Source organism: Sphingomonas sp. So64.6b (assembly GCF_014171475.1).
Lineage (GTDB): Bacteria > Pseudomonadota > Alphaproteobacteria > Sphingomonadales > Sphingomonadaceae > Sphingomonas > Sphingomonas alpina_A.
The window spans coordinates 3,317,295-3,338,435 of sequence record NZ_CP048817.1 but is presented as its reverse complement, the minus strand read 5'-3'; the positions used below and the strand labels follow the sequence as shown (position 1 = coordinate 3,338,435).

Genomic DNA, 21,141 nt, shown 5'->3' with positions numbered 1-21,141 from the left:
CTCGTCCGCGCTACTTACTCGCAGCGGTGGCGCAGCACCTTGCCCGACCGCGCGCCGGTCGCCCGGCCGCCATGGATCGCCAGCACGCCGTTGACGATGACATCGTCGATCCCGACGGGCGCCGCGACGGGATGCGCCCAGTCGGCCATGTCCTTCACCTTGGCATAATCGAAGATCATCACATCGGCACGCAGCCCTTCGCGCAGTACACCGCGATCGGCCAGGCCCATGCGGGCCGCCGGCCATGAGGTCATCTTGCGCACCGCATCGGGCAGCGTCAGCACGCCGCGGTCGCGCGCATAGGAAGCGAGGACTCGCGGGAAGGTGCCATAGGCGCGGGGGTGCGGCAGGCCGAGCGCATCCACTTCGCCGAACTTGGCGGAAGCGCCGGCATCGGTGCCGATGCTCGTCCAGGGTTGTTTGATGGCGAGGTCGATGTCGCGTTCGTCCATCATGAAATAAAGCGCCATCGCCCGGTTGGGCAGTGCGTTGCCGGCGATGTCCCAGGCGACATCCGCCGGATCGCGACCGAGCGCCTTGCCGATCACCGCGAAGCTCTTGCCGCGATAGTCGTCATATTTCGGGTCGAATGCATTGGCGAGCGTGACATGATCCCAGCCGCCCGAGGCTTGCACCAGGTTCGACCATCCGGGTTGTGACCCGGCGGCGACTTCCTTCTTCAGCCGGGCGCGGATCGCCGGGTCGCGCAGCCGCTCCCAGCCCTTCTTCTGCCCGTCGGCAAAGACCCAGGTTGGGACGGTGATGTCGATCCCGGTGCCGCCGGCATTATAGGGATAGAGATCCGCGGCGATATCGACCCCGCGATCGCGCGCGGCGGAAATCTTCGCGACCGCCTGTGGCATCAGCTTGCCGCGCAGTGGCATATAGGCGGCCTTGAGGTGGAATATCTCGACCTTGGCGCCGCTCTCCTCGCCGATGCGGATCGCCTCGTCGATCGCCGGCAGCAGCTTGGCGCTCTCGTCGCGCATATGGCTGACATAGAAACCGCCACAAGCGCCGGCGACCTTGGCGAGGGCGATCAGGTCCTCGGTCGACTGAAAGCTGTCGGGCGGGTAGATCAGCGCGGTGGCGATGCCGAATACGCCGGCGCGCATCGCCGTCTCCACCTCGGTGCGCATCGCGGCCAGTTGCGCCGGTGTCGGGCGGCCGTCGCCATCGCCCATCACTTTCACCCGGGCTTGCGCCGCACTGTAATAGGTGCCGAAATTGACCGCGATGCCCTGCCGTTCAAGCTGAGCGAAATAGTCCGGGATTTTCGCTGCCTCGACCGGCGTACCGCCTTCGCCGGCAATCAGCGTGGTGACGCCCATGCGCAGCTTGTTCTCCGCGCCGCCGCTTTTCAGCAGCACTTCGCCCGACTGATCCATCATGTCGATCAGGCCCGGCGCGACATAACGACCCGTCGCATCGATCTCCTGCCGGCCGGCGCCGTCGACCTGCCCGATCGTGACGATGCGTCCATCCTTGATCGCGATATCGGCCGCGACCCATGGATTGCCCGCCCCGTCGAGCACGCGGCCATGCCGGATCACGATATCGAACTCCGGTGCCGGCGCGGCACCGATCAGCAATGCGGCCGCGACGACGGCGAGAGTGCGTCTCATTTTTTACCCCCAGGCGAAAAGATTGCGGATAGTGACAGGCGCGGCGGCCGCCGCAACCTGGATATCGCACATGGCGGCGCGCTTATCGGCTTATTCGCTATGCTTTTGGCCGAATACGGGGCGGGCACGCGGCCGCCGTCATCCGGTGGCCGGCGCAAAGACCAGCGGCGGACGAACCGGCGGCGCGACAACTCGCGTCGCGGCGGCACCCGCACCGGCACCGGGCATGGCATCGGCAATGATCCGCGCGGCCAGCGCGTCGGCGACCCGGTTGGTCGGCGATCCGCTATCTTCCGCTTCGCGCAGGATCGAGATCAGGCGCGCGGCGATCAGCCCGACACGGGCGCGAACCTGCTGGCTGGTCTCGCCCAGATATTCGGCCGACACGTTGATGATGCCGCCGGCATTGACGACATAATCGGGCGCATAGGTGATGCCGCGCCGCATCAGCGCCGCGCCGTCCTCGTCGGTCGCCAACTGGTTGTTGGCGGCGCCGCAGATCAGCTTGGCCTGAAGCAGCGGGATCGTCCGGTCGTTGAGCACGCCGCCCAGCGCGCACGGCGCAAAGATCTGGGCGGGCACGGCGGCGATCTCGTCGACGCCGCAGCTCTCGGCGCCGAGTTCCTCGACCAGTCGTGCCACGCGCCGCGCATCGGTGTCAGCGACGATCAGCCGCGCGCCTTCGGCATGAAGCAGCCGGCACAGTCCCGCGCCGACATTGCCGACGCCCTGCACCGCCACGGTCATGCCGTGCAGGCTGCGGCCGAAGCGCCTGCCGGCCGCCGCCTGCATCGCCTCGAACACGCCGAGCGCGGTCCAGGATGAGGGATCGCCCCCGGCCCGGCCGGGCAGCGCATCGAGTCCGGCGACATGCCGCGTGCGTTCGCGCACCAGTTTCATGTCGGCAACCGATGTGCCGACATCCTCGGCGGTCACATAGCGGCCGTTCAGCCGCGCCACCGCCTCGCCGAACGCATGGAATAGCGCGGTGCGGTCGAACTCGCCCGGCGGGCGACGCAGCACCGCCTTGCCGCCGCCGAGCGGCAGCCCGGCCAGCGCATTCTTGTAGCTCATGCCGCGCGCCAGGCGGACCGCATCGCGCGCGAGATCGGCGGTGCCGTCATAATGCCATAGCCGACAACCGCCCGCGGCCGGCCCGAGCGTGGTGGAATGGATCGCGATGACGCCGCTCAATCCAGCGGCCGGATCGTCGATGACGACCAGTTCTTCCTGAAAATCGGCGCCGTTCTCGAATGTCATATAGGTCATCAGGCTTCCTCCAGCGCTGACAAACTAACAGGTGATGTGCTGAGAAAAATTGCGCAATCGTTGCTGCGAAGAGAGAAAACGAATAAGATATTCTCCGATCTGTAATCTGGAGAGTAATTTATGTCGGATGAGCTTGATGCGTTCGATCGCAAGATCCTCAAGCTGCTCCAGGTCGATTCGTCGCGCTCGACCACCGACATCGCCGATGCGGTCGGCCTGTCGCAGGCGCCGTGCTGGCGGCGTATCCAGCGATTGAAGCAGGATGGCTATATCCGCGGTCAGGTCAGCCTGGTCGATCGGCGCAAGGTCGGGCTCAACGCGCAGGTCTTCGCGCAGGTCAAGCTATCGGCACATGGCCGGTCCAACCTTGCCGAATTTTCCGACGCGATCCGCCAGTTTCCCGAAGTACTCGACTGCTTCGTGCTGATGGGGCCGGTCGATTTCATGCTGCGCATCGTCGCGCGCGACATCGATGCCTATGAACGCTTCTTCTTCGACAAATTGTCGCAGGTGCCCGGGATCCAGGAAATCAACTCGATGGTCGCGCTGTCGGAGATCAAGTCGACCACCGAACTGCCGCTCGACTAAAGCGGAAAACGATCCGTTCCGGTTGCAATGGCGGAAATCCCGATCTCGTCCATCATAACCTGCAGACCCGAGTGAATCGAGGCCGGGTGATGAGGGGGACGTGCGTGTATTTCGCCAAGATATCCAGGGCAGTGATTGTCCTGATCTCGTCGCTGATCGCGGTCGTGGCGGCTTTGCCGGCGGCGGCGCAGGTACGTTTCGCGGTCACGCTGCCGGCGACCGTCAAGGGGCCGGTGACCGGCCGCCTGATCGTCATCACCGCGCGCAAGGATACGCCCGAACCACGGATGGCGATTGCGATGAACGGCCCGCCGCTCTTCGGTGTCGATGTCGAGGGGCTCAAGCCTGGCGAAACCAGGATCGTCGATGCCAAGGCGGACGGGTTTCCGTTCGACATGAGCAAGCTGCCCGCTGGCGATTATAGCGTCCAGGCGGTGCTGATCGCCTATACCCAGACCAAGCGGTCCGACGGCCATACGATCTGGGTGCCGGTGACGCAGCAGCGCGTCATCGCATTCATGAATCCGGGCAATCCCTATAGCAAGGTCGCCAAGGTCAAGCTTGATCCCGCCGCGACCGCGCCGGTCGCGCTGACGCTGTCCGAAACGATCGGGCCGATGGACAAGGAAGTCGACACGCCGTGGATCAAGCGCGTGACGATCAAGAGCAAGATCCTGTCCGATTTCTGGGGCGTGCCGATGACGATCGGTGCCGAAGTGCTGATCCCCAAGGGGTTCCAGGATAATCCCAAGGTTCGTTATCCGGCCATCTATACCTTTGGCCATTTCGGCGGCTCGTTCACGTTCGACGACGACCCCAAGAGCGATACCGAAGGCGCGCGACGCAATGCCGCCGATGCCAATGTGAAGACCGGCTATCAATTCTCGCAGGAATGGAAATCGGACAAATTCCCGCGCATGGTCGGCGTCTCGCTGGTCTCGCCGGGACCCTATTTCATCGAAAGCTATGCGCTCAATTCGGCCAATAACGGCCCCTGGGGTGATGCGATCACCAAGGAATTGATCCCCTATCTGGAGAAGACCTTCCGCTTGATCGATCAGCCCTATGCGCGGATCGTCGAGGGCGCCTCGACCGGCGGCTGGGAAGCGCTGGCGATGCAGCTCCATTATCCCGACCTGTTCGGTGGCGCATGGGTGTTCAATCCCGATCCGATCGACTTCACGCGCTATCAGCAGACCGATATCTACAAGGAGGACAATATGTTCACCCTCCGCTCGAGCGAGTGGACCGTGAACGAAAAGCTCTTCCGTCGCAGCCGCGAGGGCTTCCCGCTCTTCACGATGCGTGACCTGTCCGCGCTCGAAGGCGCGCTCGGGTCAAAGGGGCGCTCCTTCTACCAGCTCGACATCTGGCAGGCGACGCACGGCCCGGTCGGCGCGGATGGTTATCCGGTGCTGCTGTTCGACAAGAAGACCGGCGTGATCAACAAGGACGTGGTCAAATATATGCGCGAGAAAGGCTATGACCTGTCCGGCTATATGCGCGACAATTGGGCGACGCTTGGCCCGAAGCTCAGCGGCAAGCTCAATTTCTTTGCCGGCGAAATGGACGATTTCTCGCTCAACCTTGCGGTCTACAAGTTCGAGGACATGATCGGTGAAGTCGGGGGCAAGGATTATCCGATCCGCTTCCTCTATGGCCGGCCGAAAAAGGGCCATAACTGGCATCATACCGACTGGGCCGGCGTGGTGCGCGAAGTTGCCGACCATGTGCGCAAGAACGCGCCCGCCGGCGCGCCGCTGACAGACTGGAACTATTGAGATGAGCGTCATGACACGATCGCGGATGCGCATCGCGCTGGTGGGTGCCGGGTTCCTGGCCGGGGCGGCGCTGCCCGCGGCATGGGTCGTGGCGGGCGCCGGTCCTCAAAAGGCGGTGTTCGACGAAGTCAGCGTGAAGCGGCTCAACATCGTCGAACCGAACGGCAAATACCGTCTCGTGCTTTCCAATAGCGAGCGCTTTCCCGGGCTGTTCATGGAGGGCAAGGAATATAAGCATCACGCCCGAACTGGCGGCGGGATGCTGTTCTTCAACGATGAGGGCGATGAGGTCGGCGGGCTGACTTACGGCAGCAACCGCGCCGGCGATCAGTATTCGGCGAGCGGCAGCCTGACGCTCGATCAGTACAAGCAGGACCAGACCGTCGGCATCCAATATACCGAAGCGAACGGCCGGCGCACCGCCGGCCTGCGCGTCTGGGACCGGCCGGATTATTCGATCAAGCCGTTGATGGAGATGAGCGATCGCGCCGCGCGCGCGCCGAGCGACGCGGAGAAACAGAAGATCCGCGGCGAAATGCAGGCTTTCGCCAATGCCAATGGCGGCGGCGGCGCGGAGCGTGTCTTTGCCGGCAAGGCGATTGACGACGCGATCGTCCGGCTCGCCGATAAAAGCGGCAAGACACGGCTGCTACTCAAGGTCGGCGCCGATGGCATGCCGAGCATCGAGTTCCTCGATCCCCAGGGAAAGGTGGTCAAGCGCATCAGTCAGTGACCTGACCTCCGAAAAGCGACACGACGTCGGAAGCATCAAGCTTTCCGGCGTAGCGGCGCGTCGGCTTTATTCATTTAAACATCTGATTTATTTCACGAATAGTTCATCTATTCGTCATTTTTCCTTGACGGCGCGGGCAATTGCTGTTGCCATCGTGTCCGATGGAACATCAAGCCCGACTCCGCTGGTTCGCGCGCGAAGTGCTGCCGCACGAAGGCGACGTGCGCAAATGGCTTGCCGGGCGCGTGCGCGGGCTCGAATCCTGCGAAGTCGATGAAGTCGTGCAGGAGGCTTATGCCCGGCTCTGGTCGGCCGATGCCGATGCGATCATCAACGCGCGGGCCTATTTCTTCGTCACCGCGCGCCACATTGTCGGCGAACATATCCGGCGCTCGCGCATCGTCTCGATCGAGCTTATGGCGGATTTGGAGTCGCTGAACATCGTAGACGACGAGATGGGTGCTTATCGTCGGCTGAGCGGTCAGGAAGAAGTGGCTCGATTGCATGCGATCCTGGCGCAGCTTCCGCCGAAATGCCGGCAGGCGTTCCAGCTGAAGAAGTTCGACGAACTGTCGCAACGACAGATTGCAGAACGGATGGGCATCGCCGAAAGCACGGTGGAAAAACATCTGGCCAAGGCGCTTCGCCTGGTGTCGGAACAGATCAAGGAAGCGCCGACGGGCGCGAGGAACAGGATTGCCGGTGAACCCAGGTTCTGGAAATGGGGATGAAATCGACGCTCAGGCGGCCGCCTGGGCGATCCGATCTGCCGAACATCCCCTCGATCCTTCCCACAGCGAGCAACTCGAAACCTGGCTCGGCCGCGACAGCCGGCATCTGGGCGCCTATGTGCGCGCCCAGGCGCTGTGGCTGGATATCGACCGGGTGGCGGCGCTGGACAGCGGCTCGCGCGTCGAGCCGGTCGAAGAACGTACCGCGCGCTGGCCGCGCTATGCGATGGCCGCGTCGGTCGCCTTCGCCGTGCTCGGCGGCGGGATAACCTATGACCATATGGCCGGGCGCATCTCGACCGCAAAAGGCGAGGTGCGCACGATCGCGCTGGAGGATGGGTCGACCGTCGTGCTCAACGGCGATTCGGCGATCCAGGTGCGTTACGAGGCCGGCACGCGCCGCATCGTGCTGCGCCGTGGCGAGGCGTCGTTCAAGGTCGCGCACAACAAGGAGAGACCGTTCATCGTCGATGCCAATGGCATCGCGGTGCGCGCGGTCGGCACCGAATTCGTCGTCGGCCTGGAGGACAAGGATGTCGAGGTGACGGTGGAGGAAGGGATCGTCTCGATCGCCGGCGCGACCGGAACGGCCGGAGGGCAGTCGCGCCTGCTGCGCCAGAACGAACAATTCGTCGCCGCAACCACCGGCCCACGGCTGGCCAAGCTCGATGCGAGCGATGTGCAGCGCAGCACCGCCTGGCGCAAGGGCCTGCTGGTATTCAACGGCCAATCGCTCGGCACCGCTGCCGCCAATGTGAACCGCTATACCGACCTGCAAGTGGTGATCGACGATCCCACGCTGGCGCGCGCCGAATTCATCGGCGTGTTCAAGGTCGGCGATGCGCGCGCATTCGCCAAGGCGGCGGCGCACGCGTTCAACGGCGAAGTGATCGAACAGGGCAAGCAATTGCGCCTGGTGCGCCAGCAAAACTCCCCCTCGCACTAAGGGCGGATCGCCCTTCACAATCCGACGCAACGGGAGCGTGTTCGGTTCTCGTCATGTGAAAGAGCGGGACGGCGGCGAGAGACGTGCCGTCGGGGCGGATGACCCGCTTGAAAGCGCTCTAACGGTTCGACCGGCGGTATTGAATCGGCGGGTCATTCAGTGTGGCGCAGCGCATTTCGCCACAGCTGCGAGCGTTTAAAATTCCCGTGGTTACGGGAAGCGCGACGGGAAAATGCTTTTTCGCGGGTTCTACGGGAATTTACGGGAAAATCCGCGGGATTTTCGACGCGCCTGTACGGGATGTTACAGATGTGCCTACGGGAATATCGGGAAATGTCGGTGGGAGTCATGGCCATGTTTCCGGTTGCTCCGATTCAATTGGCCCGTCGCATAGCCTTTTGCCGACGCGCGACAGTTGCGTCGGGGAGCAGGCATGACGGCGTTCGGAAAAAATCTGAATCGAGCCGCCAGGTGGCGAATGTCCCCGGCCTGACGGTCAGGGAAGAAGCTGGGTTTAGGGGCACGTCTTTCTTCGCTGAGCGCCTATCAATCGACTTGAATGTCGATCCGTACTGGGGACAGGACCTCAATTGGGACCATAATGGCGGATTTTGCAGCCCCGACACTCTTCAGTCTTGAGGGCGATTGGTTCGCGCCGGGTGGCAGGGAGATTTTCGATGGGGTGGGCAAAGAAAGTCCGGTTCGACAAGCGTGCGGCTTTATTCGGCAGCGCCGCGGCAATCATGTTGTGGGCGGCGCCGGTCGCAGCGCAGAGCCGCCAGAGTTATAATCTCCCGGCCGGCGACGCCGCACAGAATGTGCAGAAGATCGCGGTCGAATCGGGTGTCCAGGTGATGGCGCCCAACGCTGATCTCGCCGGGATCAAGACCAACCCGGTCAAGGGCGATTATACCCCGGTCGAGGCGTTGCAGCGGATGCTCGCCGATACCGGGCTGGAAGTTGTTGCGAGCGGCGAGAATACCGTTGTCATCCGTCGCGCGACGGAAACGGCGGCGGTCGATGCGCCGATCCGCGAGGAAACCGATCCCGACATCATCGTCACCGGTTCGCGCATCCGTCGCCCCGGTTTCGACACGCTTGAGGCGACCATCGTCACCGATGCCGAGGTGATCGCGCAACGCGGCTATACCAATGTCGCGCAGGTGTTCGACGATACGCCGGGCTTCGTCGCTTCGGGCGTCAACCCGATCGGCGCGTCACAGGGCACATTCAATGCCGGACAAAGCTTCGTCGATTTTCTCGGCCTCGGATCGCAGCGCACGCTTGCGCTGATCAATGGCCGGCGGGCGGTCTCGTCCAACTCGATCTCGGGTAGCGGCAATAGCGCGTCCCCCGGGCAACAGGTCGATCTCAACGTCATTCCGGTTGGATTGATCGAGCGGGTCGAGACGATCGCGATCGGCGGCGCGCCGATCTATGGTTCCGACGCGATCGCAGGCACCGTCAACATCATCCTGAAGGACAAATACCAGGGCCTCAGCGTGACCGGACAATATGGCATCGCCGAGCGGGGCGACGCGCCGGGTTATTCGATCCGCGGCCTGGCTGGCCTCAATTTCGACGAAGGTCGCGGTAATATCGCGATCAGTGGCGAGTATCATGAGCAAAAGGGGATGGTGCTCAGCGAGCGATCCGGCCTCCGCTATGCGGTGCCTACGCCGAGTTCGACGCCGTCCAACACCGTCACCAACGACCTGGTATACGGGTATTTCACCGAAGGCGGGCTGCCCTTCGACCCCAACACATTCGATTTCATCCGTGACAGTTCCGGCCGGTCGCTCCAGTTCCGGGGTGGTGACCTTCAGCCCTATGTCCCGGGTACCAATGTCCGCAGCGTTCTCTTCGACGGTGGCGACGGCGTTCGCATGGCGGACCATTTCAGCCTGTTGTCGCCGACCAAGCGTGCGATCGTCAGCGCCATCGGCCATTATGACCTGACGCCGTCGATCCGCATGGTGTTCGAAGGTTCCTATGCACGCAGCGAGGGCAAGGAGCTGAGCGAGGTCGCCGCGTTCACCTCACCCTATGTCAGCGGCACGATCCTGACCGTGTCGGCCAACAATCCCTTCATTTCGACTGCGGCGCGCAACACGCTGGCGGCAAATGGCATCACCGGCGATTTCGTGCTGGCACGCAATTTCAGCGATTTGCTCGACCGCGGCGGCCTGACGGTCAACACGGTCAATTTCTATCGTTTCGTCGGCGGCCTTGAAGGCAAGACCAGCCTGTTCGGCGAGCCTGCGGCGTGGGAGCTATCGGTCAATTACGGCAAGAGCCGCGCGGTCACCGAGATGAGCTACATCAACAATGACCGTTTCCTCGCTGCGGTCGATGCGGTCAGGGACGGCAGTGGCAATATCGTGTGTGCGAGCGGCGGAAGCTGTGTGCCGTTCAACGTCTTCGGCGAAAACGCATTCACCGACGAAGCGGCGAAATATGTTCTCGATCGCGGACGCGCCGTCAGCCTGAACCAGCAGTTCGTCGCGACGGCGAACTTCAACGGGGCGCTGCCGTTCCGGATCAGCCCCGAGCCGATCGCGTTCAACATCGGCGCTGAATACCGCAAGGAAATGGGCGATTTCAGCGTCGATCGCGTGCTCGGAGCTGGCGCGACCTTACTCGGCCTCGACCTCGCCAGCCCCTTTTCGCCCAATAAGGGAAGCTACAATACCAAGGAGCTCTATGGCGAGTTGTCGATCCCGATCGTGTCGGAGTCGCAGGACATTCCGATCATCAAGAATCTCAGCGTCGACAGTTCGGCTCGTTACGTCGACAATTCGATCGCCGGCGGTGATGTGACCTGGGCGGTCGGCGGCCGCTTCGCGCCGCGCTTGCCGGGTGTGCTGGATGGCCTGTTGCTGCGTGGAACCTATGCGCGCGCGATCCGTGCGCCTGCGGTCACCGAATTGTTTTCCGGCGCGTCGCCGACCCGGGGTGCGATCAGCGACCCTTGTGCGCCGGCCAATTATCAGCGCGGCGACAATGCGACCGCGCGCGCCGCCAATTGCGCCGCAGCGCTCAGTGCGCTGGGCATTTCCAGCCCCGCGATCTTCGATCCGACGACTGCCGGACTTTCGCCGATCGGCACGGTGTCCGGCAATGAGAATCTTCAAAACGAGAAAGCACGGTCCTGGTCGGCGGGCATCGTCTATCAGCCCAAATTGATCCCCGGTTTCCGGGTTTCCGCTGACTGGACGCATATCCACCTGACCGGCGGGATCGAAAGCCTGGGAATCCAGCAGGTGGTCAATGCCTGTTACGACAGCAATGATTTTCCGAATGCGGCCGGTTGCGGACAATTCCGCCGTCTCACCGCAGCCGAGGTCGGCCCCGGCACTGCCAACCCGACCCGCCATGTCGGCGATATCGCAAACGGCTATCGCAGCGGGTATATCAACACCGCAGGGCTCAAATTCTCCGGCCTGATCGTCGCCGCCGAATATAATTTCGGCATGACTGCATTGGAAAAGCAGGGTCGGATCAAGCTCGGCGTGAAGATGTTCCACAATAACAAATACGAACTGCTGATCACCGACAGCACGCCGACATCCAACTCGGTCGGCGGCGTCGGGCTGCCCAAATGGTCGGGCCAGTTCAACCTGGGCTATCAGGGCGCGGCGCTCGATCTGTTGCTGCAGGGGCTCTATACGGGGCCGGTCAAGAACGACATTCTGGCGACCTCGGCCACGATCGCCGACAAGGACAATCTGATCGGGTCCTATTGGCGGTTCAATTCGACGGTTGGCGTGCGGGTCAATGACCGCTTCTCGCTCCAGCTCGTCGTCAACAATCTGTTCGATCGTCAGCCAACGGCGTCGCAGCTCTTTTCGAGAAGCTTCGGCACGTACGACCTGATCGGCCGGCGCTTCCTGTTCAGCGTGACGGCTGGCCTTTGAGGCAAATAATGTTCGGCGTTCGCGGGAGACGGCATTTGTACAGGGTATCGGGATTTCTGGCGCTGACCCTGGGCCTGGCCGCTCCCGCGGCGGCCGCCGACCGGCAATCGAAACATTACACGATCGAACAGCTGATGGGGGCGGATTCCATCGGCGGCATGTCCTGGTCGCCGGACGATTCGAAGCTGATCTTCACCAGCAATCGCACCGGCATCGCCAATATCTATGTCATGCCGTCGTCGGGTGGTCCGGCGACGGCGTTGACCAGCTCGGTCAAGGAGACGGTCAGCGCGATCGGTTATTTTCCGAACGACGAGCGCATCCTGTTTTCGAGTGACCAGGGCGGCAACGAACTGGCGCATATCTATGTCCGCGAGCTCGACGGCACGACCAAAGACACGACCCCCGGCGCGAAGCATGTCGCGCGCTTCGTTGGCTGGGTGGAGGACGGCAAGTCGTTCTTCGTCCAGACCAATGAGCGCGACCCGCGTTATTTCGACCTGTATGAGATTCAGGCCGATGGCTATGCCAAGACCCGGTTGTTCGAGAACGACAAGGCTTATCAGGTGCGCGCGGTCAGCCCCGACCGGCGTTATGTCGCGCTGAGCCGGATCGTCGATAACGCGACCAAACATTGTTATGTCTATGACCGGACCGAAGCGAAGCTGATCCAGCTCACGCCCGAAGGAAAGCCGGTCGCGTGCGAGCCGCAGACCTTCGCGCCCGAAGGCGCCACCCTGTTCTACACCACCGACGATGGCGGCGAATTCACTTATCTCGCGCGGCAGGATTTGGCGACGCGGACCGTTGCGCCCGTGTTCAAGGCGAAATGGGATGTGCAGGGCGCGGCCTTTTCGCGCGACGGCAAGACGCTGATCGTCTCGGTCAATGAGGATGCGCGGGGCCGGCCTTATCTGCTCGATGCAAAGAGCTTCGCGCCGCTCGCCTTTGCCAATCCGATGCCGGGTGCGAGTGTCGGTTTGCAGCTGGCGCACGGCAAGCCGCTGGCGCTGCTCCGCGCCTCGAACGGCAGCATGCCGGGTGATGTGTTCCTGCTCGACCTGAAGACCGGCAAACGGAAATTGCTGCTCAGCGCGCAGGCGCCAGGGATTGCCGCGAGCGACCTGGTCGCGGGCGAAGTGGTGCGCTTCGCCTCTTATGACGGGCAGCAGGTGCCCGGTATTCTCTACATGCCGAAGGGCGCGAAGAAGGGCGACAAGCGCCCAGCGGTGATCCACGTCCATGGCGGTCCCGGCGATGAGAGCGCGATCGGCTATCGCCCGCTCGTCCAGTATCTGGTCAACAACGGCTATGTCGTGTTCGAGATCAACAATCGCGGCAGCAGCGGGTCGGGGCGGACCTTCTATCATCTCGACGATCACAAGCATGGCGATGCCGATCTCGACGATGTCGTCGCGGCCAAGAAAATGCTCGCCGCGACCGGTATGGTCGATCCGGCCAAGGTGGTGATCCAGGGGCAAAGCTATGGCGGCTATATGGTGCTTGCCGGGCTCGCCTTCCGGCCCGAGGAGTTTGCCGCCGGGGTCGATCTATATGGTGTGGCGAACTGGCCGCGGCTGCTCGCCAACACGCCGAGCTGGTGGGAGGATCTGCGCCGCCTGTTGTTCACCGAAGTCGGCGATCCCGACAAGGATGCCGAGTATCTGCGCAAAATCTCGCCGGTATTCCATGCCGAGCAGATCAAGCGGCCATTGCTTGTGCTGCAGGGGCAGAACGACCCACGCGTCCTGCCGGTCGAATCCGAGGATATCGTCGCCAAGGTCAAGGCGAACGGCGTGCCGGTCGAGTATGTCGTATTTCCCGACGAGGGCCATGGTTTCCGCAAGAAAGCCAATCAGATCACCGCGTATCGCGCGATCAAGACTTTCCTCGATACGCATGTGAAGGGCGGCCCCGTCGCGACGACCCCTGCCGGGAGCCCCAGCGCGCACGACGTGTCGTCGATCGGCGATTTCCCGATCGGCAAGTGATGAACCATGCGCTCTCGCGGCGGGACGTGATCGCGGTCGGCGCCGCGCTCGCCGCGACGCCGGCGTTGGCGCGCGTACCGCAGGATGAGAGCGCGCGGCTCAATGCGTTTTTCGAAACCGTGTTCCAGCGCAATCTGGCACGCAACGCCGGTGCCCAGTCCGACCTGGGGCTGAAGGGCAATCAGGATCGCTGGCCGGATATCGGCACGGCGCATGCCGAGGCGGAGATCGCGCTGGTGCGGGACAATCTCGCCGCGTTGCGCGGTTTCGACCGGACCAGGCTGAACCCGGTCGCGGCGCTCAGCTATCGCCTGTTCGCCTATGATGCCGAAGAATCGATCGAGCGGCATCGTTGGCGCGGCAATCGTTATCCGGTGTGCCAGATGCGTGGGCCGCAGCGCTGGATCCCGCAGACGCTGATCAACAATCATCCGATTGCGAGCGTGGCCGACGCCGAGGCCTATGTCGCACGGCTGCACAATGTGAAGGCACATCTGGCGCAAGTCGTCGTCGAGCTGGAACGGCAAGCGGCGAACGGCGTGAGTCCGCCAGTGTTCGCCAATCCGCTGGTGATCGGCAATTGCCAAAAGCTGATCACCGGCGCGCCGTTCCAAAGCGGCGGTGACAGCCCGATCCTCGCGGATTTCAGGGGCAAGGTCGCGGCGCTGACGATCGCCGATACGCAAAAGGCGACGCTGATCGCGGCGGCGGAGGCAGGGCTGCGCGACGGCTTCGCCCCTGGTTTCCGCCACCTGATCGCGCATCTCGAAAAGGCACGCTGCACCGCGAACTGCGACGACGGCGTGTGGCGGCTGCCCGATGGCGAGGCCTATTATGCGGCGGCGCTGCGTTGGGAGACGACGCTGCCGACCTCGCCACAGGAAGTGCATCGCATCGGTCTGGACGAGACCGCGCGGTTGCACGGCGAAATGCGCGCGTTGATGAAGCGCACGAGTTTCACCGGGTCGCTGCCCGAGTTGTTTGCGCATGTGCGGAGCGCGGAGCAATTCTATTATCCCGATACGGCGGCGGGCAAGGCGGCTTATCTCGACGCGATGCGTGGCAAGATCGCCGCGGTGACCGCGCGGCTCGGCGAGATCATGACGCATGCCCCGAGCGCCGAAGTGCTGGTCAAGCCGGTCGAGCCGTGGCTCGAGGCGTCGGCGGGCACGGCGGGTTATTTCGCGCCTTCGGCGGACGGGTCGCGGCCCGGCATCCTCTACGTCAACACGCGTGACATGCGGAACTTGCCGATCTTCGAATTATCGGCTTTGTCCTATCATGAAGGCGTGCCCGGCCATCATCTCGAAAAGGCTGTGACGCGCGCGCTGACCGGGTTGCCGCGCTTCCGCGCGTTCAACGATTATACCGCGTTCAGCGAAGGCTGGGCGCTGTTCGCCGAGCAATTGCCACTGGAGATGGGGTTGTACGACGATCCCTGGCAGGAATTCGGCCGGCTTTCGATGGAACTGATGCGTGCCGGGCGGCTGGTCGTCGATACCGGCGTGCATGCGCTGCGCTGGAGTCGCGAACGGGCGATCGCTTGGGCGGATGAGAATACGCCCGCGACGCATGCCGACAATATCGGGTCGATCCAGCGCTATATCGTCACCCCGGGTCAGGCCTGTGCCTATGAAATGGGCAAGCTTTCCATGGTCGGCTTGCGCGACCGCGCCCGCGCCACGCTGGGGCCGCGGTTCGACATCCGCGCCTTTAACGATGTCGTGCTGGGCAGCGGGGCGCTGCCGCTGCCGATGCTCGAAACCAATGTCCAGGCCTGGATGGCCCGAGGAGGAAAATCCGCATGATCAGCCGGCGTGCCTTTACCGGATCGGCGGCATTGCTCGCCGCGTCGTTCGCCATGCCCGTCTTCGCGGCGGAGACGGATGAAGATGCGCGGCTCGACGCCTTCTTCGAGCGCGTCTTCCAGCGTGGCCTGGCGCGTAGCCCGATACGGCAATCCTCGCTCGGCATCCGCACCAACCAGGACAAATGGGACGATGTGAGCGAAGCGCGCGCGTTGGAGAATGCAGCGCTGGTGCGCGAGGATTTGAAAGCGCTTGGCGGGTTCGACCCGGCCAGGCTCTCGCCCCAGGCGCGGCTCAGCTATCGCATGTTCAAGCGCTTCACCGAACAATCGGTGCGCAATTTCCGCTGGCGCGATCATGATTATGCGATGACCCAGATGGGCGGGCTGCATACCGGTGTGCCGAACACGCTCACCGGTAGCCATCCGATCACCACGCGCGGCGATGCCGATGCCTATATCGCGCGGCTCGACGGGGTCGGGCCGCTGATGCGTCAGGCGATCGTCGAAATGGCGCGGCAGGAGGCAAAGGGCATCCGGCCGCCGCGCTTCGTCTATGCGCAGGTGATCGAGCCGTGCGAGAATATGCTGAAAGGCGCCCCGTTCGACACGAGCGGGACGGACAGCCCGATCCTGGCCGATTTCCGCGCCAAGGTCGCCAAGGCGAAATTCAGCGATGCCGAGCGGGCCGAGCTGGTCGCGCGCGCCACGACCGCGCTGAACGCCGGCTTTGCCAGCGGCTACCGCGCGCTGATCGCGCATCTTCGCGCGGCCGAAGCCAAGGCCGATACGACCGACGGAATCTGGAAGCTGCCCGACGGCCCGGCCTATTACGAGGCGCAGCTCGAGGCCTATACGACGCTGCCGATCAAGGCGGACGAAATCCATGCGCTGGGCCTGCGCGAAGTGGCGAGCATCCATGACGAGATGCGCGCGATCATGAAACGGGTCGGGTTCAAGGGCGACCTGCAGGCCTTTTTCGCCTTCATGCGCAGCGATCCGCAATTCTATCATCCCGATACGGCGGAAGGGCGTGCCGCCTATATCGCCGAGGCCGAAGCGCTGCTTGCCGAGATCAGCGCGCGGCAAGGCGAATTGTTCAGCGTGCTGCCCAAGGCGCCGGTCGTGGTCCGCCCGGTCGAGGCGTGGCGCGAGCGGTCGGCGCCCAAGGCATTCTACCGCAATCCGCCACAGGACGGGTCGGCGCCGGGCATCTTCTATATCAACCTTGCCGAGATGAAGGCGCAGCCGCGTTATCAATTGCCCGTCACGCTTTATCACGAAGCCGTGCCCGGTCATCATATCGAGACCTGCCTCGCGCATGAGATGACCGGCCTGCCCAGGTTCCGCCGGTTCGCCAGCATCGCTGCTTTCAGTGAGGGATGGGGCCTTTATACCGAACGGCTGCCCAAGGAGATGGGGCTCTATGCCGATCCCTATGCCGATTTCGGGCGGCTCTCGCTGGCGCTGATGCGCGCTTGCCGGCTGGTCGTCGATACCGGCATCCATCAGCTCAAATGGACGCGCGAACGGGCGACCGCCTATCTCGACCACAACATGCCGTCGAGCCATTACGACAATCAGCGCGAGATCGACCGCTACATCGTCATTCCAGGCCAGGCGAATTCCTATTATATCGGGATGCGCAAGATCTTCGAACTGCGCGAACGGGCCAGGGCGAAACTGGGCAAGGCGTTCGACCTGCGCGCGTTCCACGATGTCGTGCTCGGCAATGGGCCACTGCCCTTGCCGATGCTGGAGGAGACGATCGATGGCTGGATCGCCGCCGGCGGGCGCAAGGCGTGAGGATCGCGCTGCTCCTTGCCGCAACGGTGGCACTCATGGCGGCGGCACCGCCGCCGGATGAGAAGTCAGATGAGAAGGTCGCCGCGGCGTTGCGCGATCGGGCGGTTGCGGGTGGCAATGTGGCGATGGAGGTGGTGAGCGAGTTGACCACGCGCTTCGGCGCGCGGCCGGCAGGTTCGGTGTCCGAGCGTGCTTCCGCTGAATGGCTCGCGGTGCGGTTGCGTTCGTTCGGGTTCCGCAATGTGAAAGTGCACAGGTATCCGATCACCGGCTGGACGCGCGGCATGGAAAGCGCCGAGATCGTCGGACCGAACCCGCAATCGCTGATCGCGACGGCATTGGGCGGATCGCCCGCGACGCCGGCTGGCGGGGTGGAGGGCGATGTCGTGCTGTTCGACTCGCTGGATGCACTCAAGCTTGCGCCGGTCGGATCGCTGACCGGCAAGATCGCGATGATCACTCAGGCGATGCCGAACGCGATGCGCGGTTATGGATATGGCCAGGTCGGCCCGGCGCGTGCCTTTGGCCCGTCCGAGGCGGCGAAGCGCGGAGCGGTGGCGTTCCTGTTGCGCTCGCTCGCCACGGGCAGCGAGCGTTTCGCGCATACCGGATCGACGCGATATGTTGATGGTGTGGTGGCGATCCCGAGCTTCGCGCTGGCGGTGCCCGATGCGGAGCAGGTCGAACGGCTGGCAAAGCTCGGCGAGGCCGTCCGTTTGCGGCTGTTCTCGAGCGCGGCCTATGTGCCGGGTGCGATGACCAGCCAGGTCAGCGGCGACATCATGGGCAGCGGCGCGGCGGATGAAATCGTCCTGCTCGGCGCGCATCTCGACAGCTGGGACCTTGGCACCGGCGCGATCGACGATGGCGCCGGCGTGGCGATCGCGACAGCTGCGGCCAAGCTGATCGGCGAGCAGAAACGTAAAGCCCGCCGCACCGTGCGCGTCGTCCTGTACGGGTCGGAGGAAGTGACTCAGCCGGGCGCCGCCGATGTCAGCGGCCGGGCCTATAGCGACACGCCGGGTCTGGCGATCGACAAGCATGTGCTGGCAATGGAAAGCGATTCCGGTGCCGACCGGGTCTATGCCTTGTCCTTGCCAAAAGGCGTCGATGCCAGCCCCTTTGCCGAGGCGGCGATGCGCGTGCTGACGCCGCTTCGCATCGTGCGATCGCGCGACGGGCCGGGCAGCGGGGGCGTCGATATCGGACCGCTGGTCGCACGCGGCGTGCCGACCTTCGTGCTGGAGCAGGATATGGGGCGGTATTTCGCCTATCACCACACCGCCAACGACACGCTGGACAAGATCGAGCCGGACGCGCTCAATCAGAATGTCGCGGCGCTGGCGTCTTTGGTCTGGCTCGCCGCCGACAGCGATGTGGATTTCCGCGCGCTCGCCACAGCAAAGGATCCTGTGCGATGAAACTGATCAGGGCGATCGCGGCATTGGCATTGTTGCTGGGCGTCGGGGCGGCGGGCGCGCAGCCGGTCGCGGAAACCTATATCCATGCCGGCCGGCTGCTTGCCGATCCGGCGACGGGCAAGGTAGAGACCGAACGCACGATCGTGATCCGCGACGGCAAGGTGGTCGCGATCCGCGCCGGTTATGTCGGCGGCGCAGATGCGATCGATTTGCGCGACAGTTTCGTGCTGCCCGGTCTGATCGACAGCCATGTCCATCTCGGCCATCAGAACGGCCCGGACGACAAGGTCCGCCGCGTCACACAGACCGCTGCGGCGATCGCCATCGACGGCGCTTATTATGCCAGGCTGACGCTTGAGGCGGGCTTCACCACGGTCGCCGACCTGGGCGAGGAGAATGACGCGATCTTTGCGCTGCGCGACGGGATCGCGGCGGGCCGGGTGCCGGGGCCACGCGTGATCGCCGCCGGCAATGTGATCAGCCCGCATGGCGGCGAGGGCGATCTTTACGGCTATCGCTGGGACGTGACGCAAGTCATCCGGCGACCCAATCTCTGTTCCGGCGCGGACGATTGCCGGCGCGTGGTGCGCGAACAGATCCAGCGCGGCGCGGACATCATCAAGATCGTCGCGACCGGCGCGGTCCTGTCCGATCTGGCGGCGGGGCTCGGCCAGCAATTCACCGACGACGAGATGAAGGCGATCGTCGAGACCGCGCACAATCTCGGCCGCAAGGTCACCGCGCATGCGCATGGCGCGAACGGCATCAACGCGTTCCTGCGTGCCGGTGGGGATTCGATCGAGCATGGCACGTATCTCGACGATGAATCGATCCGGCTGTTCCGCCGGCCCGGCGTCTATCTCGTGCCCACGCTGCTGGCCGGCGATACGGTGACGAAATGGGGCAATGACCCCAATGGCTTTCTCAGCCCTGCTGCCAGGGCCAAGGCACTGCTGGTCGGGCCAAAGATGATCGGTGCGACGGCGCGGGCGCACAAGGCAGGGGTGAGGATCGCCTTCGGCACCGATTCCAGCGTCAGCCGGCACGGCGACAATGCGCGTGAGTTCGCATTGCTGGTGCAGGCCGGCCTGTCGCCGATCGAGGCGATCCGTACCGCCACGGTCAATGCCGCCGACCATCTCGGCATCGATGCACAGGCGGGCACGATCGCTGTGGGCAAGCCAGCGGACATCGTCGCGGTGCGCGGCGATCCGCTGAGCGATGTCAGACTGCTTCAGCATATCGGCTTCGTCATGAAGGCGGGACAAATCTACAAAAAATAAGGGGGAGCATCATGCACAAGATCCTGGGCCTGGTTCTGGCCGGTCTGCTCGCGGGCACCGCGCATGCCGCGCCACCGCATTACAAGGTGGCGGCGAGTTTCGATCCGGCGGGCAAGCTCGACGCGGACGTTACCGTCACACTGACCGAGGCGCTGCCCGAAAAGGCGTTCCTGCTGTCGCGCCGTTTTGTATTGCAGCCGATGAAGCTGCCCAAGGGTGTGACGGTGACCAGCGAGAATGCCGAATCGCCGGTCGAGGAACTGACCAAATACATTTTCCACTTCGCCAGGCCGACGGCCAAGCCGGTGGACCTCAATTTTCGCTATTCCGGCCCGATCCAGACCAAATATGATAGCGGCGCGCCGGCACTCAGGCCCGAAGGTTATGAACTGTTCATCGACCATATGTGGTTTCCGGTCGGCGCAGACATCCAGACGCGCTTCACCGTCGATGCCGAAATCGAGGGGCTCGAGCCCGATCTCGTGGTGGTCGCGCAAGGCGATGTCACGCGCACCAAGACGGGCGTGAAGATCCACCGCGACTTCATCGATATCGATCTGCCGATGGTCGCGATGCGCGGGCTGAAGCGCGCCGAGGCGCATGGCGTCGAATTCTTCTCGCGCGACCTGACCAGCCGGCTGGCGGGTTTCCATGTGAAGAACGCCGATACGTCGGCGCGCTATTTCGAAACTCTGTTCGGGCCGCTGCCGCATACCGTGCGGATGGCGATGGTGTGGCGCGCAAAGGGGCTGGGTTATGCGCGCACCGCCTATACAGTGTTGTCGGAGGGCGGACGGTCGGCGCCGGATATCCCGGAGATCGGGCCGGCACGCTATGTCGCGCATGAGATCGCGCATGCGTGGTGGATGCTGGCGAGCCCGCTGACCGACGATTTCTGGCTGGTCGAATCCGCCGCCGAATATATGTCGATGCGGTATGTCGAGGCGCAGTTTGGCGCGGTGGAACTGCAGAAGAATATCGACGCCAAGGTGACGGGGAGCAAGGATGCCGGGCCGGTGATGGGCCATGGCCGGCCCAACCGCGTCCAGCTCTATGGCAAGGGGCCGTTGATCCTGTGGGATCTCGACAAGCGCATCGGCCGCCCCGCGATGGACAAGTTGATGATCACGATGGCGCGCGAGCCGGCGCATACGACGCCGATCTTCCTCAAGCATCTGACCGAGATCGGCGGGGCTGATGCCGCCAAATGGTTCGATACGGCGATGCATTCGTGAGTGGGGCA

The 21,141-nt window shown here is 63.7% G+C and carries 14 protein-coding genes; 12 read left to right on the top strand and 2 right to left on the bottom strand.

Translation table 11 applies throughout. The features are described 5' to 3' along the window. Window positions 1-14: 14 nt before the first annotated feature. Together G4G27_RS16045 and G4G27_RS16040 are read right to left on the bottom strand one after the other, a co-directional pair. Complete coding sequence (locus G4G27_RS16045) at window positions 15-1,625, bottom strand: amidohydrolase family protein (protein WP_183109581.1); 1,611 nt, start codon at window positions 1,623-1,625, stop codon at window positions 15-17. 138 nt (window positions 1,626-1,763) lie between these two features. Then, window positions 1,764-2,885, bottom strand: coding sequence for a Glu/Leu/Phe/Val dehydrogenase (locus G4G27_RS16040; RefSeq protein ID WP_183113848.1), 1,122 nt, complete (start codon window positions 2,883-2,885; stop codon window positions 1,764-1,766). A gap of 129 nt (window positions 2,886-3,014) precedes the next feature. Here G4G27_RS16040 and G4G27_RS16035 point away from each other — a divergent pair, with 129 nt between their 5' ends. The 12 genes from G4G27_RS16035 (at window position 3,015) to G4G27_RS15980 (ending at window position 21,133) form a co-directional block, all read left to right on the top strand. Next, complete coding sequence (locus G4G27_RS16035) at window positions 3,015-3,482, top strand: Lrp/AsnC family transcriptional regulator (protein WP_183109580.1); 468 nt, start codon at window positions 3,015-3,017, stop codon at window positions 3,480-3,482. 104 nt (window positions 3,483-3,586) lie between these two features. Continuing rightward, on the top strand, window positions 3,587-5,263 hold the full coding sequence (locus G4G27_RS16030; protein ID WP_183109579.1) for an alpha/beta hydrolase-fold protein: 1,677 nt from the start codon (window positions 3,587-3,589) through the stop codon (window positions 5,261-5,263). 1 nt (window position 5,264) lies between these two features. Continuing rightward, complete coding sequence (locus G4G27_RS16025) at window positions 5,265-5,996, top strand: hypothetical protein (RefSeq protein ID WP_183109578.1); 732 nt, start codon at window positions 5,265-5,267, stop codon at window positions 5,994-5,996. Window positions 5,997-6,241: 245 nt separating this feature from the next. Further along, complete coding sequence (locus G4G27_RS16020; RefSeq protein WP_183109577.1) at window positions 6,242-6,727, top strand: sigma-70 family RNA polymerase sigma factor; 486 nt, start codon at window positions 6,242-6,244, stop codon at window positions 6,725-6,727. Further along, window positions 6,699-7,673, top strand: a complete 975-nt coding sequence (locus G4G27_RS16015) for a FecR domain-containing protein (protein WP_183109576.1) — start codon at window positions 6,699-6,701, stop codon at window positions 7,671-7,673. Before G4G27_RS16020 ends, G4G27_RS16015 begins: the two co-directional genes overlap by 29 nt. 677 nt (window positions 7,674-8,350) lie before the next feature. Then, window positions 8,351-11,590, top strand: a complete 3,240-nt coding sequence (locus G4G27_RS16010) for a TonB-dependent receptor (protein WP_183109575.1) — start codon at window positions 8,351-8,353, stop codon at window positions 11,588-11,590. A 35-nt stretch (window positions 11,591-11,625) separates the two neighbouring features. After that, window positions 11,626-13,581 carry a S9 family peptidase gene (locus G4G27_RS16005; RefSeq protein WP_183109574.1) on the top strand — a complete coding sequence of 652 codons (1,956 nt, stop codon included), beginning with the start codon at window positions 11,626-11,628 and terminating at the stop codon, window positions 13,579-13,581. Continuing rightward, window positions 13,581-15,389: a DUF885 domain-containing protein gene (locus tag G4G27_RS16000; protein ID WP_183109573.1), complete on the top strand. Its 1,809-nt coding sequence runs from the start codon at window positions 13,581-13,583 to the stop codon at window positions 15,387-15,389. Before G4G27_RS16005 ends, G4G27_RS16000 begins: the two co-directional genes overlap by 1 nt. Next, a complete protein-coding gene (locus tag G4G27_RS15995; protein WP_183109572.1) occupies window positions 15,386-17,194 on the top strand; it encodes a DUF885 domain-containing protein in 1,809 nt (602 codons plus the stop codon). The genes G4G27_RS16000 and G4G27_RS15995 overlap by 4 nt, the downstream gene beginning before the upstream one ends. Next, window positions 17,191-18,615: a M20/M25/M40 family metallo-hydrolase gene (locus G4G27_RS15990; protein ID WP_202049593.1), complete on the top strand. Its 1,425-nt coding sequence runs from the start codon at window positions 17,191-17,193 to the stop codon at window positions 18,613-18,615. Before G4G27_RS15995 ends, G4G27_RS15990 begins: the two co-directional genes overlap by 4 nt. Continuing rightward, entirely contained in the window at window positions 18,612-19,898 is a 1,287-nt protein-coding gene (locus G4G27_RS15985; RefSeq protein WP_183109571.1) for an amidohydrolase family protein, read from the top strand. Before G4G27_RS15990 ends, G4G27_RS15985 begins: the two co-directional genes overlap by 4 nt. 11 nt (window positions 19,899-19,909) lie before the next feature. Beyond that, complete coding sequence (locus G4G27_RS15980; protein WP_183109570.1) at window positions 19,910-21,133, top strand: hypothetical protein; 1,224 nt, start codon at window positions 19,910-19,912, stop codon at window positions 21,131-21,133. The last annotated feature ends 8 nt before the right edge of the window (window positions 21,134-21,141 follow it).

Bases quoted from the DNA above. Each gene is read 5' to 3' on its own strand.
- G4G27_RS16000 (WP_183109573.1), top strand. From the start codon at position 13,581: ATGAACCATGCGCTCTCGCGGCGGGACGTGATCGCGGTCGGCGCCGCG.
- G4G27_RS16040 (WP_183113848.1), bottom strand. From the start codon at position 2,885: ATGACATTCGAGAACGGCGCCGATTTTCAGGAAGAACTGGTCGTCATC.
- G4G27_RS16035 (WP_183109580.1), top strand. From the start codon at position 3,015: ATGTCGGATGAGCTTGATGCGTTCGATCGCAAGATCCTCAAGCTGCTC.
- G4G27_RS15995 (WP_183109572.1), top strand. From the start codon at position 15,386: ATGATCAGCCGGCGTGCCTTTACCGGATCGGCGGCATTGCTCGCCGCG.
- G4G27_RS16010 (WP_183109575.1), top strand. From the start codon at position 8,351: ATGGGGTGGGCAAAGAAAGTCCGGTTCGACAAGCGTGCGGCTTTATTC.
- G4G27_RS16045 (WP_183109581.1), bottom strand. From the start codon at position 1,625: ATGAGACGCACTCTCGCCGTCGTCGCGGCCGCATTGCTGATCGGTGCC.
- G4G27_RS16025 (WP_183109578.1), top strand. From the start codon at position 5,265: ATGAGCGTCATGACACGATCGCGGATGCGCATCGCGCTGGTGGGTGCC.
- G4G27_RS15980 (WP_183109570.1), top strand. From the start codon at position 19,910: ATGCACAAGATCCTGGGCCTGGTTCTGGCCGGTCTGCTCGCGGGCACC.
- G4G27_RS15985 (WP_183109571.1), top strand. From the start codon at position 18,612: ATGAAACTGATCAGGGCGATCGCGGCATTGGCATTGTTGCTGGGCGTC.